We start from the raw sequence: 14,357 nt of genomic DNA, 5'->3' as shown, positions 1-14,357 counted from the left end.
ATCTTTGGACAAGGTTGAAGATGAACTTAGCTTAGGTCTATTAGAACTTTGTGCTGACCCAGACCGTCTTCGCTCTCTAACTTTCTTCCCTCCTCTATAGCTACTTTGTTAGAACGCAACTTGGTATGAAGTATCGGGATCGGGAAATTGTCCAACGGCTCTTAAACCATCTGGGTATCCAACCACTCCGTAACGCTCAACTAGCGAACCTAGAGCTAGGTTCGCCCAATCGGTAGGCTGTACGTCAGTAATCTGGGAAACAGATGTTACTCGTTCTGGCTCTATAACTTGGCTAAAAGCAAAGTCGATTTCTTTGGTAGCTATTTGAGAGGGTTGAGCTTTATTTGGGCAAATGCCGACAAAAATTGAACTGAGTAGTAAATTTGCTAGTAGTTTCATTTTTGGCGATCGCACTTGAACTAACTAAAAACAAAAGTCAAGTTAATAATATTACCTAAAATTAAAAGTTTAATAGTAAACACTCTGGGAACGTGACTTAAGTAAACGCAGTCTTACACCAAAATACCCGACGTTAAGCCTAAAGACGAATGTAATTGGTACATAATTGCCTGAAACTGATAAGTTAGAAAAAGATTGGCTTTTGGTTAAATTCAGATTATTGAATACATTGACAACTTCTAAGTAATAAAAGCAGTTCTCTTGACTAGGAGAGTTGTTACGATACTTTCTGCCGGAAGGAAAAATGAGTAAAACTACCCTCAAGAGCGCGAGCGCTAATGCCCCTGATTTACTTATCAATGCTGGCGAACGGAGTATGCGTTTGATGTTGGTAGGTCAACAACTTACTTCGACGGTGGCGCAGACAAAGTAGCCGGATCGAGGTTAATTAAGGGCAATGCACCACTACCAGCCATTACGGTCGGAAAGCGACCATCCCATTTTTCAATTGCTTGTTTTTGCAGCAATTCTTTTGTTAAAGTTAGCCGTTGCAGTCTTTGCGCTTCGGCTTGTCCTTTGGCGCGGTTTACTTCGGCTACGGCTTCTTTGGAGGCTTTAAGCGCAATAAATTCTGCTTGTTTTGCTTCTTGTTCGGCTATTTGTTTTGATTCAATAGCTTTGCTAAATTCTGGCGAAAAAGTGAAATCAACTAAAGAAACGTCATCGATCAGTATGCCGTAATTGGCTAAACGATTTTTGAGATTGTTATCTATTTCTTCTTTTAGAGCGTTGCGCTTAGTAATAATTTCTTCGGCGGTTTTATTGGCAGTAGCGGCTTTCAATACCTCCGAAACTGCTGGGGTAATAATTATACTAATGATCGCCTCCTGGTCGCCAATTCGCTGAAAAACCTTATTAACTTGCGTTGTGTCGATATGCCAATTGACAGCAAGCTGGGTAGAAACTTTTTGTAAATCTTTAGAAGCCGCATCCGCAGTAAAGCTATTTTGTTGAACGCGGACGCTCAGGCGTTTTACCTGAGTAACAATAGGTAAAATTGGGTGAATACCTTCGTCTAAAACGTTGCCTTGAACTTTGCCAAAGTTTAAAATTACGCCTCTTTCTCCAGCATTGACAATTGTAAATGGTTTAAAAATCACTGCAATAACTAACAAGGCAAAGCCTCCGGCGAGCAAAGAACTGAATTTAAACTTATCAACGGTCATAGATTTGATGCCCAAAAATGGGATAAGCATATTACTTTTATAATTAACTAAACACTGAAATAGGTGACAGTTACGGAAACAGTAACGTTTTAGCCGATAAAAATAACTGAGTTGGCAAAGTTATGATCCAAACCCGAAATGTGGCGATTTTGATATTTGATGATGTAGAAATATTAGACTTTTGCGGACCTTATGAGGTTTTTGGGGTTACAGGTAAACGGAATAATTCAGCGCCGTTTAATGTTTATACAGTTGCCGAATATTCAAAACCTGTAATTGCTCGCAATCAGTTAAGTGTTAACCCGCAATACTCTATCAAAGACTGTCCGCAGCCAGATATTTTGCTCTTACCTGGTGGTTATGGTACACGCCAAGAGATGCACAACAAAGTTTTAATTGAGTGGATCGTAAAGCACTCTCTACAATCAGAATTATTGCTATCTGTATGTACGGGCGCTTTGCTACTAGCTAAAGCTGGGTTGCTAGAAAACTTAGCCGCAACTACTCATCACCTTGCTATCGATTTATTCAAAGAAGTTGCTCCCAACACAGAAATTAGAGCAGGCGATCGCTTTGTAGATAATGGCAAAATAATTTTATCTGCTGAAATCTCTGCTGGAATCGATATGTCGCTCTACGTTGTTGCTAAACTTTTAGGAAATGAAGTAGCTAGAGAAACGGCTGAATATATGGAGTATGACTCTAAGGTAACTTTTGCAAGTCCAGCAAATTAATTTTCAATATCCTTGACTATTTTTAAGAAATACCTGCTAGAATAGCTAAGGTGAAATCAATGGGGTGTCGCCAAGTGGTAAGGCACCGGGTTTTGGTCCCGGCATTCCTAGGTTCGAATCCTAGCACCCCAGTTAAATCAAACTAAATACAAGTTATCGATTGGCAATATGTGCAACGATAAACAAGGTATTTTCACGCCAAAACAATGAAGGCAGATACTTGTAGCATTTTAGCCCTTGACTTTGACGGTGTACTCTGCGATGGGCTGATAGAATACTTTGAAACCGCTTGGCGCACCTACTGTCAAATATGGTTGCCTAATAGTTCCACGCCACCAGACGAAATAGCTGCTAGTTTCTATCGCTTGCGTCCTGTAATTGAGACAGGTTGGGAAATGCCAATATTAATTAGAGCTTTGATAAGTGGAATTTCCGAACAAGAAATATTGCACCAATGGGGAGCAATTTCTCAATCTATTTTACAAGCAGATAAATTAGTAGCTATAGATATTGCTTTAAAACTAGACCAAATCCGCGACCAATGGATTAATACCGATCTTGCAAGCTGGCTGAGTCTGCATAGATTTTACCCCGGTGTAATTGAGAAAATGCAAAATCTCTTTAATAGCAACTTGCAGCCAACAATCGTTACCACCAAAGAAGGGCGCTTTGTTAGCCAGTTATTGCAGCAACAAGGAATAGAAATGCCCGAAAAGTGGATTATTGGCAAAGAATCTAAGCGTCCCAAGCATCAAATTTTAAAAGAATTGATAGCAGAAACACAAGTAAAGATCTGGTTTGTAGAGGATCGACTCCAAACTCTGCAATTAGTGCAACAACAGCCCAAGCTTGCCGCCGTGAAGCTATATTTAGCTGACTGGGGATACAATATCGCATCGGAAAGAGAAAAAGCCCGTCAAACCTCCGGCATTGAATTAATATCGCTATCGGACTTTACGCAAAAAAACTTCCCAACCTAGCTTGCGAAAACTGCTAACGTTAAATTGATTAGCTATTAGCTACCTATGCTTGACCTTACAAAACTAGCAAATTCTATGCAAGGCATCAGCCAGCACCTCACACTGGAAGCGGCGGCTAGTCGCCAGCGTATGAATTTAGCCCAGCAATTACTACTAGCCGCTTACGCCCAACAAGCAGCTTTGGTAGAAAAACAACAACAGTGGCGCGATCGCATATTATTTAATGCAGCTATTCCCGTAGAACCCCTCAACACCTGCATCGACTTACCCATACCGCCGAAAGTGCATACAGTTATTGCTACCGATGGTTCGCAAATTGCCCCCAACCATCACGAAATTGCCTACTGTTATTTGCTCAATATTGGTAGGGTAATGCTGCACTACGGACAAAATCGCCAGCCGTTGTTAGATAGCTTGCCTGAAGTATTTTACCGCCCTGAAGACTTATATGTTTCTAGACAGTGGGGCATTCGGACGGAGGAATGGATGGGTTACAAGCGTACTGCCTCAGAAACCGTAATTTTGGCAGAATTAGCCAAAATTGCGCCGATGTCTGTGCCAACGTTGGCAATGGTTGATGGTTCGCTGATTTACTGGTTTTTAGAACAACTGCCCCCCGAAGCGCGCGATCGCATTTTGCCGCCAATTATTGAAGCTTGGGATCGGTTGCAAGAATTTGGCATTCCGATTATGGGTTATCTTAGCGCCTCAAGAAGCGGTGAAGCGCTCAACTTTTTACGCTTGCAAGCTTGCATTCATGAAAACCCGGATTGTCAGACTCATTGTCCCAATCAATTAGAAAAACTGCCCTGTCAGGTACTAGAACCGCTCAAAGATGCGGCATTGTGGACAATTGCCCTAAAACCAGGGCAACGCAGTGCTTTTTGGCGAAGCTCGGCGCGAATTACCGAGTCTTACAATACGCACGTTATTTACTTTTGCTACGTCCATGTCGGTACAGAAATTGCCCGAATTGAATTACCCGCCTGGGTAGCCGAAGATTCGGTACTGTTAGAGCAATCTTTGGGCTTGATGTTGGCACAAGTTCAAAAAGGCTACGGATACCCCGTAGCCCTGGCGGAGGCGCACAATCAGGCAGTAGTAAGAGGAGGCGATCGCGCAAGTTTCTTTGCTCTGCTAGAACAGCAAATGATTAAAGCCGGATTGCAAAATGTAGCGATTTCCTACAAAGAAGCCCGCAAACGCGGCAGTATTGCCTAAATTATTAACGCTGATGGCTATCAACGGCGGCTCTCAAATTACCTTGATGGGCAGATAATAAACGATTACTTTCCTCCTTGTCTAAGCCCGTCCAGTGCATGGCTAGAGCAAGTTTGACCGATTTACCACTTTGTTCGAGCAATAACTCCGCTTGTTCAGGGTTTAAGTCCGTTAAATCTTGCAACATTCGTAAAGCGCGATCTCGTAGTTTTACATTAGTTACCGCCACATCAATCATCCGGTTGCCGTAAACTTTGCCTAGCTGCACCATTACCCCGGTAGATAAAATATTTAAAGCAAGCTTAGTCGCCGTACCAGCTTTGAGCCGCGTAGAACCTGCGAGAATTTCCGCCCCAGTCAAGAGGCGAATGTCAATATCGGCGGGGTTACTTACTTGTTCCACAGGTACGCAAGCGATAAAAATAGTTGTTGCGCCTCTTTGACGTGCCGCTTGCAAAGCCCCGTGTACATAGGGTGTAGTGCCTCCGGCGGTAATTCCTACCACTACATCTAGCTCAGTTATTTGACGCTGGGCGATCGCACTTGCACCATCTTCAGCACGATCTTCCAAGGCTTCCGAGCTTCTTAGCAAAGCCCCCGCACCACCCGCAATAATTCCTTGTACCAATTCCGGTGGACTGCAAAAAGTTGGCGGACACTCCGCCGCGTCTAATACCCCCAGCCTGCCACTGGTTCCCGCGCCAATATAAAATAACCTTCCACCATGCCGTAAAGCCTCTGCCGTGCGTTCAATAGCCTCAGCTAAGGGGATTTTTGCCGAAGCTACTGCCGAAGTCGCATTTTCATCTTCGCGGTTAAATAGCTCAACTAATTCTAGACAACTGAGCTTGTCTAAATTTTGACTATTGGTATTAACCTGCTCCGTTAGTAAGTGTCCCCGCTCTAGATTAGTCATTTTATAGTAATCCTTCAAACTGGCGGCGAATCCGCTCTAATTCCGCATCCGGGATTTCTTCATCGCCTTCTGGCTGCGGCTTGCCTTCTTCTTTCCAGTCGGTATCTTCCACATTGCTTTCTGGTGGTACAGCTAAAGCGCCATCAGGGACAAGTTCCCAATCATAGCCCGCACTTTCACAAAATTCTTCTACTTCATCGCTGTCCATACCTTCTACAGTCGCTGGGGGAAAGTCTTGAGCTTCTAGCATTAGCGCAAAACGAGTAGCATCATCTTCTGATTCAAACATCAACAGCTTATTGCGATCGCCGACTTGAATTGTATGGATGCCCTCGTTCTCGGTACGAGCATTAAATAATAAAACAAATACGCGCATAGGTGCGATCATCTTTAATTTCACTCCTCAATTACTCATTTTAAGATTTCATCATTGTCTACCATAAAGAACTAGCGCTAACTTAAGATCGTAATTTTCTGAAACTTATAAATAAATTTAGCGTCCTTAGTATCTAGCATGGCGCGATCGGCTAATTAATACTTCTTGTTCCCCTTGCCGTCTTAGCACAGCAGTTGTAACATCTATGGACAGTTCAATCGCTCTTGCTAGCTAGTGAGGTGGAATGACGAAATTGTCCCAGCAAGTTGATAGCCAATCTACATCTAACTCCCGCCAGCGTTTCTGGTTTATCTTGCTCAGACGCACGGGAATATATCTAGGCATTCCGCTCTTAATTGGAGCTATGGGGGGTGCTTGGTGGTTGTGGGTGTTTGTGCAAGAGCGATTAGCGCCGATAGTGCAAGAAAACTTAATTCAAACTTTAAATAGAGATGTTCAGTTAGGGCAAGTCGAACGAGTTTCCCTGACTAGCTTGCGTTTTGGCTCGTCGGCTATCCCTGCTACACCTACCGATCGCGATCGCGCTACGGTGGAAGCGGTAGAAGTTAAGTTCGATCTATTTCAACTAGCTTTTACGCGCACTTTGAAGCTAGATGTTACTTTAATTAATCCTGATATTTATATCGACCAAGATCGAACTGGACAATGGATTGCTACTAGCCTCAAAACCCAGGAAGGTGAAGGAGCTTTTAAAACTCAATTAGATAATATTCGGGTGCAAAATGCTGATGTCGTATTAGCGCCCAATCTCCAAACCAAAGGCAGAAATGAAATACAATTTAACATCAGCAATGGTGCGGCTCAGCTTTTAGAAAATAACCAGTTAATCAAATACGATTTAAACGGTCAATTGGCAACCAAAGGTAGCTTGTTGCTTCAAGGAGAAACCCGCCTCAAAACTGAAGAAACAAACCTACAGCTTCGCGCTCAAGATGTTTTAGCATCAGAAGTAACTCGGCTGATTGAATTACCTCTAGAATTGCAAGCAGGTAGAGTCAGTGGAAACTTAAGAGTTCAAACCAAGCCAGAGCAGCCAACGTTGTTGTTTGGGGCAGTAAATTTAAACGCCGTCACAGCCAAAGTAAGGCAACTACCCGCAGCTTTTAACAAAGCTAATGGGACTTTGCGGTTTAAAGAAACGCTAATTGGACTAGATAAAATTACTACTAGCTACGGTTCAATTGGTGCTACAGCCAACGGAACTTTAGATACTTTAAGGGGTTACAACATCAGCGCCAGCGTCCCATCGGTAACTTTAGCTAATGCCCAAAAAACTTTACGCCTTCAATTACCCGTACCTGTAAGCGGTACAGTCCGCGCCAACTTGCAGTTGGTGGGCGCTCTAGAAACACCAATTTTATCCGGTACGGTTGCTAGTATCAAAACCGCCCGGATTGACAGAATAAATTTTAAAAACATCCGCAGTGATTTTGCTTTTGCACCCGCAAAATCGGTAATTGCTTTTAGAAATATTCAAGCTTTACCCACCGCCGGAGGACAAATTTCTGGAAACGGCATTATCAAGCTAGGAGACACGCCCCAACTAGGATTTGATACCGTAGCGCAAAATATTCCTGGAGATGCAATCGCGCGGCTGTACAATGTCTCGCCACAGTTTAAGCTTGGCACAGTATCGGCTAAAACTTTAGTTGGCGGTGCGATCGATAATTTACAAACAATTGTCAATTGGCAAGCACCTCAAGCTAGTTACCCTGGTAGCGGGCAAATTGTCATTAATAACGCCGATACCTTTACTTTCCGCGATACCAGACTTGCGGTAGCAGGTGGGACAGTCCAAGCGGCAGGACAATTAAAAGGCGAAGTTTTTAGAGCATCAGTGGTTGCAAATAGAGTCAGGCTAGGACAAATAACTTCCGTGCCGCCAGCCTTGCAAGCGCCTTTGAGCGGTCGATTTAATGTTTCAGGTTCCACGAAATCTTTTCAAGCAGAAACGCTTGTAGCTACAGGTATGGGGCAATTAGCGATAGGTAGCGGTACAGTTACAGCAACAAATATCCAACTAAATAAAGGCAACTGGCAAGCAGTAGTTAGACCCCAAAACGTACAGTTAGGTAGCCTAGTCGAAGTGCCGCCACAGTTACGCAATGGCAAGTTGACGGGTGTATTTCAGGCGGCGGGAACTACGGCATCTTTTCAACCCAATGCGATCGCCCTTGCCGGGACAGGACAATTAAATATTGGCGGTGGAACAGTTACAGCAACAAATATCCAACTAAATAAAGGCAACTGGCAAGCAGTAGTTAGACCCCAAAACGTACAGTTAGGTAGCCTAGTCGAAGTGCCACCACAGTTACGCAATGGCAAGTTGACAGGAGTATTTCAGGCGGCAGGAACTACGGCATCTTTTCAACCCAATGCGATCGCGGCAGTAGGCAACGGACAATTAAATATTGCGGAGGGGATAGTTACGGCAACAAACGTGCAACTAAATAAAGGCAACTGGCGCGCCAATGTTCAAGCTCAAGCCGTACAATTACAACAAATAGTTCCTACCACTGTACCGCCCCAGTTTCGTGGGAGAGTAAGCGGAGTATTTATTGCGGCAGGAACAACCGAATCCTTTGAGCTAAATGCGATTTCAGCTACCGGGAGAGGACAATTAAACGCTGCTAGTGGTAGGCTTGTAGGTACAAATATTGTCTTAGAACGAGGCAACTTTCAAGCCCTTGTCAATGCCAACCAACTCCAACTAAGTCAATTTTCTCCAGATTTACGCGGTAGCTTAAACGGTCAATTGCAGGTAGCTGGCAATGTAGCAGATTTTAGCTTGGCAGGAGTCCGCGCTGAAGGACGAGTACGGTTGTCTCAAGGCGTGTCTTTGGTAACGCAACCGCTAACGGCGGCAATTGAGTGGGATGGCAGAAAAGTTACTGTTTTACAAGCCACATCTCCAGACACTATTGCTAGTGGAGTTATTTTTGTCAATCCGCAAATTCCTGCCATTGAATCGCTAAACTTGCAAGTCCAGGCAAAAAATTACGCTCTGCAAGACTTACCTTTTACTCTCCCAAGTGCCGTAAGTTTAGCTGGGCGGGGAGATTTTGCGGGGAGAATTAGTGGTACTCTACCCACCCCGAACGTAGTCGGTGCGCTGCGTCTGCGCGACTTGGCAATCAATAACTTAGCTTTTGAAAGAGTTTTGACAGGCAACTTGCAAGTCACAGCTACTGAAGGCGTAAACTTAGACGTTAAAGGCAATACCGATCGCATTGCTCTAAATTTAGACACTAATTATCGCCCTAATACCTTTTCAGTGCAACGCGATCGCGCGATCGCTACTGGTCGAACTAGCGGCGAAAATCTCTTAGTAAATGTCGAAAACTTCCCTTTATCCGCGCTAAAGTTGCGCTTGCCAAGTGCAGCTTTGGGTTCAACACCTGTCGCTGGACTATTAACTGGGGATTTTACAATTAATCAAAAAACAATCGCCGTTGCTGGCAATGTAGCGATTTCTAAACCCGTTTTAGGTCGGCTGCAAGGGGAAGAATTCACGGGGGAATTTACTTACAATAATGGTGCTATAAGTTTGACCGATGCGCGATTCAAGACTGGCAATAGTCTCTACGCGGCAACCGGAAGCTATACTCCCAATGGTTCCGGCGCTCCTCAAATCAAAGGACAACTCAAAGTTAGTCAAGGCAAAGTAGCCGATGCGATCGCTGCTTTCCAATTGCTCAACTTGCAAGGTTCTCAAGGTAATGTGTCGCCGACCCCAGGGGGAGCAAATAATCTCAATACTGTACCTGTAGGCTTACCGGGTGCGCCTCTACTTGCTCAATTGCGCCGTTACTCCGAAATTAATATGCTGCTTCAGCTACAGCAGCAACAGCGCCGTGACAACACTCCACCTCTACCCCAGCTTGAAGACTTAGAAGGCATCTTTAACGCCGACATTGCCATTAATGGTTCTGTACCAAACGATCTCGCTGTGCAGTTTGACATTGACGGCACAGATTGGAAACTAGGCAACTACTACACGGCGAACCAAGTAACAGCAGAAGGTAGCTTTGCTGATGGTGTTTTGACTTTTGCTCCCTTGCGCCTGCAATCAGACCAATCTTTAGTAGCATTTACAGGTCAACTTGGTGGTAGTCAAAGGCAATCAGGACAATTGCAAGTCAACAATTTTCCGATTGAAGCGCTAAATAGTTTTGTGAGGTTACCTGTAGATGTAACTGGCAAACTAAATGCTCAAGCAACCTTAACTGGTCAACTTGCCAATCCTCAAGTAGAAGGCGAACTTAGTTTAGTGGACGGCACTCTTAATCAAAAAGCCATTAATAGCGCGATTGCTAGTTTTAGTTATAACAATGCTCGATTAAACTTCGATAGCAATATCAAAGTTGATAGTCCCCAGCCAGTAACAATTAGCGGTAACGTGCCTGTACCATTGCCTTTTGTAACCGCTAAACCAGAATTTGGCGATCGCATTACTCTAGATATCAACGTTCAAGATGAAGGTTTAGCACTACTCAATCTATTTACCAACCAAGTAGCTTGGCAAAGCGGTCAAGGCAATGTTCAACTCCAAGTCCGGGGAACTCTAAAACAACCTGTAGCTACAGGTGTTGCTACGGTCAATAATGCCACAATCACCGCTCAAGCATTGCCCGAACCCTTGACTAATGTAACAGGCAGTGTAAACTTTGATTTTGACCGCCTTCAAGTTGAAAATATCCAAGGCAATTTTTCTCAAGGTCGAATAGTAGGGCAAGGTGTGCTACCAATTTTTAGCAGTTTGCCACCCAATGACCCCGATCTAACTAACCCGTTGACTTTTAGCTTAGACAATTTAGCTCTCAATCTCAGAGGCTTGTATCGCGGTGGTGCGAGTGGCGATGTATCAGTAACTGGCGCAGTTTTGCGTCCAGTAATTGGCGGTGAGGTGCTATTGGCTGATGGTCAAGTATTGCTCGGTGAAACCCAAACGGCAACAACTTCTAGCCAGCAAATAGCCAATTCTTTACGTCCAGCTAGTCCGAGTCCGGCTTCTACTTCTCCAGAGTTTAATAATTTACTTCTGACTCTCGGCAATAATATTGCCATTACTCTCCAACCAATCTTGCAATTTCAAGCGGGCGGTACTCTTACTCTCAACGGTTCTTTAGACGATATCCGCCCCCAAGGTAATATTCGTTTGCGGAGTGGGGGTATAAACTTATTTACTACCCAATTTGTTCTCGCTCGCGGCTACGAAAACAAAGCAACTTTTTTACCCGATCGCGGACTAGACCCTACTCTTGATGTTCGATTGGTGGCGAGAGTACCAGAAGTTACTCAATCTAGCAGGGTTCCTACTTCCCCAATCTCATCGGAAATTAGTGAAACTTTGGCTACCGATTTTGGCTCTCTGCGTACCGTGCGCGTTCAAGCTAGGGTAGAAGGTCCGGCAAGTCAAATCTTTGACAATCTAGAATTAACCAGCGATCCTAGTCGCAGCCAAAACGAAATTGTTGCTCTCATTGGCGGTGGCTTTGTTGATACTCTGGGACGGGGCGACAGTACCTTGGGTTTGGCAAATTTAGCAGGCTCCGCCCTACTTGGCAATTTTCAAGGAACGGTAAGCCGAGTTGGGAATGCTATTGGGTTAGACGAACTACGTTTGTTTCCCACCGTTACAACTTCCGAAAAATCGCGCAACTCAACTCTAGGGTTAGCGGCGGAAGGTAATATTGATCTTTCTCGCAATCTTTCAGTGTCTGTGCTGAAAATATTAACAACTAATGAGCCTACGCAATTTGGTTTAAGTTATCGGTTGAGCGATCGCCTCCGTCTTCGTACTTCAACTAATTTAAATGCGGAAAGTTTGGCAATATTTGAATACCAAAATAGCTTCTAAGCTTGAATTTATACATAACTATTAAGTAATAGTATAATTTCATACTTGCCCAACAAATTTTTAGCTCGAAAACAAGCTTGTCTTCACAGTAATTTTACATAACAATAGGCATGAACAAGTTATAGTTAGTGACAAATTTAAGGATTCATAGTCAGTAGGAGAGTTGATTATTAAGTAATTTGAAATAAATAAAAAATCATTTAACAACAAATCAGTGGGATTATTTTATCAACCTGTAGTGTGAGGAGTAATAGTGTTTTCAGTAAAACAAATATCAATTTTTACAGCCACAATTGTTGCAGCCAGCACAGGAATTGTTGCCCCCGTTACCGCAGCTTCCTTGTATGAAATTACTGGCTTAGATTTTCTGCCTTCAGATATCAATGACAGCGCCCAGGTAGTAGGACAAAAGTATTTGTGGAAATGGCAATGTTATTGACCTAACTACCCTTCCTGGTGCTAACAACAGCAATATTTTTGCTACATCTATCAACAATAACGGTGCGATCGTCGGTGGCGGATTGACTGTAAATGAGTCTACGACATACCAAGAAACTATACTCGATCAAGCCTTCATCTCGGATGGTCAAACGATTTCTGACTTACCCCGTAATTACTCCTGCATCACTTTTTGTCCCCCTATCACTGCTGGAGGCATCAACGATTCAGGTACAGTAGCGCTAGTTTACGACGGTCGCCTTGGGTTAGTCCAACAAACCGATGGGACAACAACTGTTGTGCTGGTTCCTAGAGCGCTTTTTAATATTACTATCAACAATCAAGACCAAGTAGTAGGTACTGGTGTATCTACAGGTGTTGGTCTTAGAGGCTTTTTCTCTACAAATGGCGACCAGGGGGCTCTCATCGCAGCTTCAGCCAACCCTAACAGTTCTTTTCCGCCATTTAGTTCTAGTGCAAATGATATTAACGATTCAGGTACTATAGTAGGTAGCTCTAGTGTTTTCGACCCATCTATTTCTTCAGGATTTGAAACCGCTACTTTGTGGGAAGAAATTAGTCAACCTGGAGTTAGCTTGGGGACGCTGGGCGGGGATTATAGCGATGCGCTAGGTAGTAATAACTCTCAACAGATAGTTGGTTCATCTACCCTCGCAGATGATTCAACAGAACGCGCTTTTTTATGGGAAGATGGCGAACTAATTGACCTTAGTAGCTTGGTTGACCCAGGACTAGGATGGGAACTTACCTCAGCAATTGAGATCAACAATAATGGCGATATTATTGGCATTGGAAACTTTAACGGCGTGCAGCGCGGCTATGTTGTTAAAGCAGTACCCGAACCAAGTTCTATTTTAGGAATATTAGGCTTAGGAGTATTTGGTGTTGGTAATTGGCTAAAACGCAAGAATCAAGCTTAATAGAGGCATTTTCGTAGGTACGTTCTGACGGAATGTATCTACTAATCTTCCACTGCACCTAAAGCTTTTAAAGTTGATTTTTGTGCCTGGGTCAAGCCTTTGACATCCGTAATTTGCATTCCTTCGTAGGGACGAGGCGATCGCATAGACAAAAAACAATTTTTTGTTTCCAGATTCCAGCCTTTAATTGTCTCGTCAAAGCTACTACTGAAAACAATCTGTTTTGATATCGACGGTAAGACCACAAGCGCATAGACAATTCCTGTATGTCCGGTCAAAATTTGGGTGCATTTTCCATTAAATAAATTCCATTGGCGAATAGTTTGGTCAAAGCTACCGCTTACCAATTGCCAATTATCGATGGTAGGCAAACTTGAAAAAGTCGTTTCTAGAGGTTGATAAGAAACTGAGGTAACGGGCGCGGTATGTCCCGTTAATATATGCGTACATCTTCCAGTAGTAATATTCCAGACACGAATAGTTTGGTCAAAACTGCCACTAGCCAACTGCTGACCATCAGGACTAAAAGAAATAACCCACACGCTATTAGTATGCCCTTGGAGCGTAAAAATACATTTTCCCGTACTGACTTCCCAAAGTTTGATAGTTTGATCGAAACTACTACTAGCCAACTGTTTGCCATCAGGACTAAAAGCCACCGCCGTCACTGAAGCTGTATGATCTGTCCAAGTTTGCAGGCACTTTCCAGTTTTCACGTCCCAAAGTTTGACCGTTTGGTCGTAACTAGCACTCGCTAAGTGGTCGCCATCAGGACTAAAAACCACCGACCAAACCCAACTAGAATGACCAAGTATAGTCCGCAAACACTCTCCAGTTTTATAGTTCCATAATTTAATTGTGCGATCGCCACTACCCGTTGCTAAAATTTCCTCTTTGGGCGCAAAAGCTACGCTCCAAACTCGGTTAGTATGTCCTTGGATAGTTTGGCAACATTCACCTTTAGCTAAATTCCATAACCTAATACATTGGTCTTCATGTCCGCTTGCTAATAAATTACCGTCTTTAGTTAAGGTGATCGCTAAAACTGCATTAGTATGTCCAATAATAGTGCGATCGCATTCCCCGGTTTTGACATTCCATAACTTAGTTGCATGGTCATACTAAGTTGCGGTCAGAGGTAGTATTTGAAGATGAGGGAAGAAAGTCATTGAACGCAGGCGCTCACTATTAGAAGAAAGTTCAAGTAAGCCTTGGCAAAGTACATCTTCTACCTGTTCAAGGGAT

The 14,357-nt window shown here is 43.6% G+C and carries 12 protein-coding genes, 1 tRNA gene and 1 pseudogene; 8 read left to right on the top strand and 6 right to left on the bottom strand.

What is annotated here, in order from left to right:
- Positions 1-108 precede the first annotated feature (108 nt).
- The gene (locus AC2VE5_RS20345; protein ID WP_486889509.1) at positions 109-414 is read right to left on the bottom strand and encodes a hypothetical protein; all 306 of its coding nucleotides are present in this window, start codon (positions 412-414) and stop codon (positions 109-111) included.
- Positions 415-703: 289 nt separating this feature from the next.
- On the opposite strand from AC2VE5_RS20345, the gene AC2VE5_RS20340 reads away from it, so the two are divergent.
- Positions 704-832: a hypothetical protein gene (locus tag AC2VE5_RS20340; protein ID WP_486889506.1), complete on the top strand. Its 129-nt coding sequence runs from the start codon at positions 704-706 to the stop codon at positions 830-832.
- Here AC2VE5_RS20340 and AC2VE5_RS20335 read toward each other — a convergent pair.
- A complete protein-coding gene (locus AC2VE5_RS20335; RefSeq protein ID WP_486889508.1) occupies positions 804-1,625 on the bottom strand; it encodes a prohibitin family protein in 822 nt (273 codons plus the stop codon). The two genes, AC2VE5_RS20340 and AC2VE5_RS20335, sit on opposite strands and share 29 nt — an antisense overlap.
- A gap of 122 nt (positions 1,626-1,747) precedes the next feature.
- Between AC2VE5_RS20335 and AC2VE5_RS20330 the strand changes: the two genes are divergently transcribed.
- From AC2VE5_RS20330 to AC2VE5_RS20315, 4 genes are all read left to right on the top strand, one after another.
- Entirely contained in the window at positions 1,748-2,359 is a 612-nt protein-coding gene (locus tag AC2VE5_RS20330) for a DJ-1/PfpI family protein (RefSeq protein ID WP_486889505.1), read from the top strand.
- A gap of 60 nt (positions 2,360-2,419) precedes the next feature.
- A tRNA-Gln gene (locus tag AC2VE5_RS20325) sits at positions 2,420-2,491 on the top strand.
- A gap of 74 nt (positions 2,492-2,565) precedes the next feature.
- Entirely contained in the window at positions 2,566-3,339 is a 774-nt protein-coding gene (locus AC2VE5_RS20320) for an HAD family hydrolase (RefSeq protein WP_486889504.1), read from the top strand.
- Between the two features lie 45 nt (positions 3,340-3,384).
- On the top strand, positions 3,385-4,560 hold the full coding sequence (locus tag AC2VE5_RS20315) for a DNA double-strand break repair nuclease NurA (protein ID WP_486889503.1): 1,176 nt from the start codon (positions 3,385-3,387) through the stop codon (positions 4,558-4,560).
- Between the two features lie 4 nt (positions 4,561-4,564).
- Here the strand turns inward: AC2VE5_RS20315 and murQ are convergent, their stop codons facing one another.
- On the bottom strand, positions 4,565-5,476 hold the full coding sequence (gene murQ, locus AC2VE5_RS20310; RefSeq protein WP_486889502.1) for an N-acetylmuramic acid 6-phosphate etherase: 912 nt from the start codon (positions 5,474-5,476) through the stop codon (positions 4,565-4,567).
- Between the two features lies 1 nt (position 5,477).
- Entirely contained in the window at positions 5,478-5,864 is a 387-nt protein-coding gene (locus AC2VE5_RS20305; protein WP_486889507.1) for a DUF3110 domain-containing protein, read from the bottom strand.
- Between the two features lie 232 nt (positions 5,865-6,096).
- On the opposite strand from AC2VE5_RS20305, the gene AC2VE5_RS20300 reads away from it, so the two are divergent.
- The 3 genes from AC2VE5_RS20300 (at position 6,097) to AC2VE5_RS20290 (ending at position 13,112) form a co-directional block, all read left to right on the top strand.
- Positions 6,097-11,733, top strand: a complete 5,637-nt coding sequence (locus tag AC2VE5_RS20300) for a translocation/assembly module TamB domain-containing protein (protein ID WP_486889501.1) — start codon at positions 6,097-6,099, stop codon at positions 11,731-11,733.
- A gap of 253 nt (positions 11,734-11,986) precedes the next feature.
- A complete protein-coding gene (locus AC2VE5_RS20295) occupies positions 11,987-12,172 on the top strand; it encodes a hypothetical protein (protein ID WP_486889500.1) in 186 nt (61 codons plus the stop codon).
- Between the two features lie 82 nt (positions 12,173-12,254).
- On the top strand, positions 12,255-13,112 hold the full coding sequence (locus AC2VE5_RS20290) for a PEP-CTERM sorting domain-containing protein (protein WP_486889499.1): 858 nt from the start codon (positions 12,255-12,257) through the stop codon (positions 13,110-13,112).
- A 41-nt stretch (positions 13,113-13,153) separates the two neighbouring features.
- Here AC2VE5_RS20290 and AC2VE5_RS20285 read toward each other — a convergent pair whose 3' ends face one another.
- Both AC2VE5_RS20285 and AC2VE5_RS20280 read right to left on the bottom strand, forming a co-directional pair.
- A complete protein-coding gene (locus AC2VE5_RS20285; protein ID WP_486889498.1) occupies positions 13,154-13,936 on the bottom strand; it encodes a WD40 repeat domain-containing protein in 783 nt (260 codons plus the stop codon).
- Positions 13,937-14,008: 72 nt separating this feature from the next.
- Positions 14,009-14,149: pseudogene (locus tag AC2VE5_RS20280) on the bottom strand (WD40 repeat domain-containing protein); the annotation flags it as partial.
- Positions 14,150-14,357 lie beyond the last annotated feature (208 nt).

The sequence above is a fragment of the Aliterella sp. E5.1 genome (assembly GCF_057473825.1).
Note: the sequence above shows the minus strand (reverse complement) of the source record. Positions and strands in the feature narration are given on the sequence as shown.

Excerpts from the sequence above, each read along its gene's own strand:
- AC2VE5_RS20340 (WP_486889506.1), top strand. The coding sequence starts at position 704 with ATGAGTAAAACTACCCTCAAGAGCGCGAGCGCTAATGCCCCTGATTTA.
- AC2VE5_RS20335 (WP_486889508.1), bottom strand. The coding sequence starts at position 1,625 with ATGACCGTTGATAAGTTTAAATTCAGTTCTTTGCTCGCCGGAGGCTTT.
- AC2VE5_RS20330 (WP_486889505.1), top strand. The coding sequence starts at position 1,748 with ATGATCCAAACCCGAAATGTGGCGATTTTGATATTTGATGATGTAGAA.
- AC2VE5_RS20320 (WP_486889504.1), top strand. The coding sequence starts at position 2,566 with ATGAAGGCAGATACTTGTAGCATTTTAGCCCTTGACTTTGACGGTGTA.
- AC2VE5_RS20315 (WP_486889503.1), top strand. The coding sequence starts at position 3,385 with ATGCTTGACCTTACAAAACTAGCAAATTCTATGCAAGGCATCAGCCAG.
- murQ (WP_486889502.1), bottom strand. The coding sequence starts at position 5,476 with ATGACTAATCTAGAGCGGGGACACTTACTAACGGAGCAGGTTAATACC.
- AC2VE5_RS20305 (WP_486889507.1), bottom strand. The coding sequence starts at position 5,864 with ATGATCGCACCTATGCGCGTATTTGTTTTATTATTTAATGCTCGTACC.
- AC2VE5_RS20300 (WP_486889501.1), top strand. The coding sequence starts at position 6,097 with ATGACGAAATTGTCCCAGCAAGTTGATAGCCAATCTACATCTAACTCC.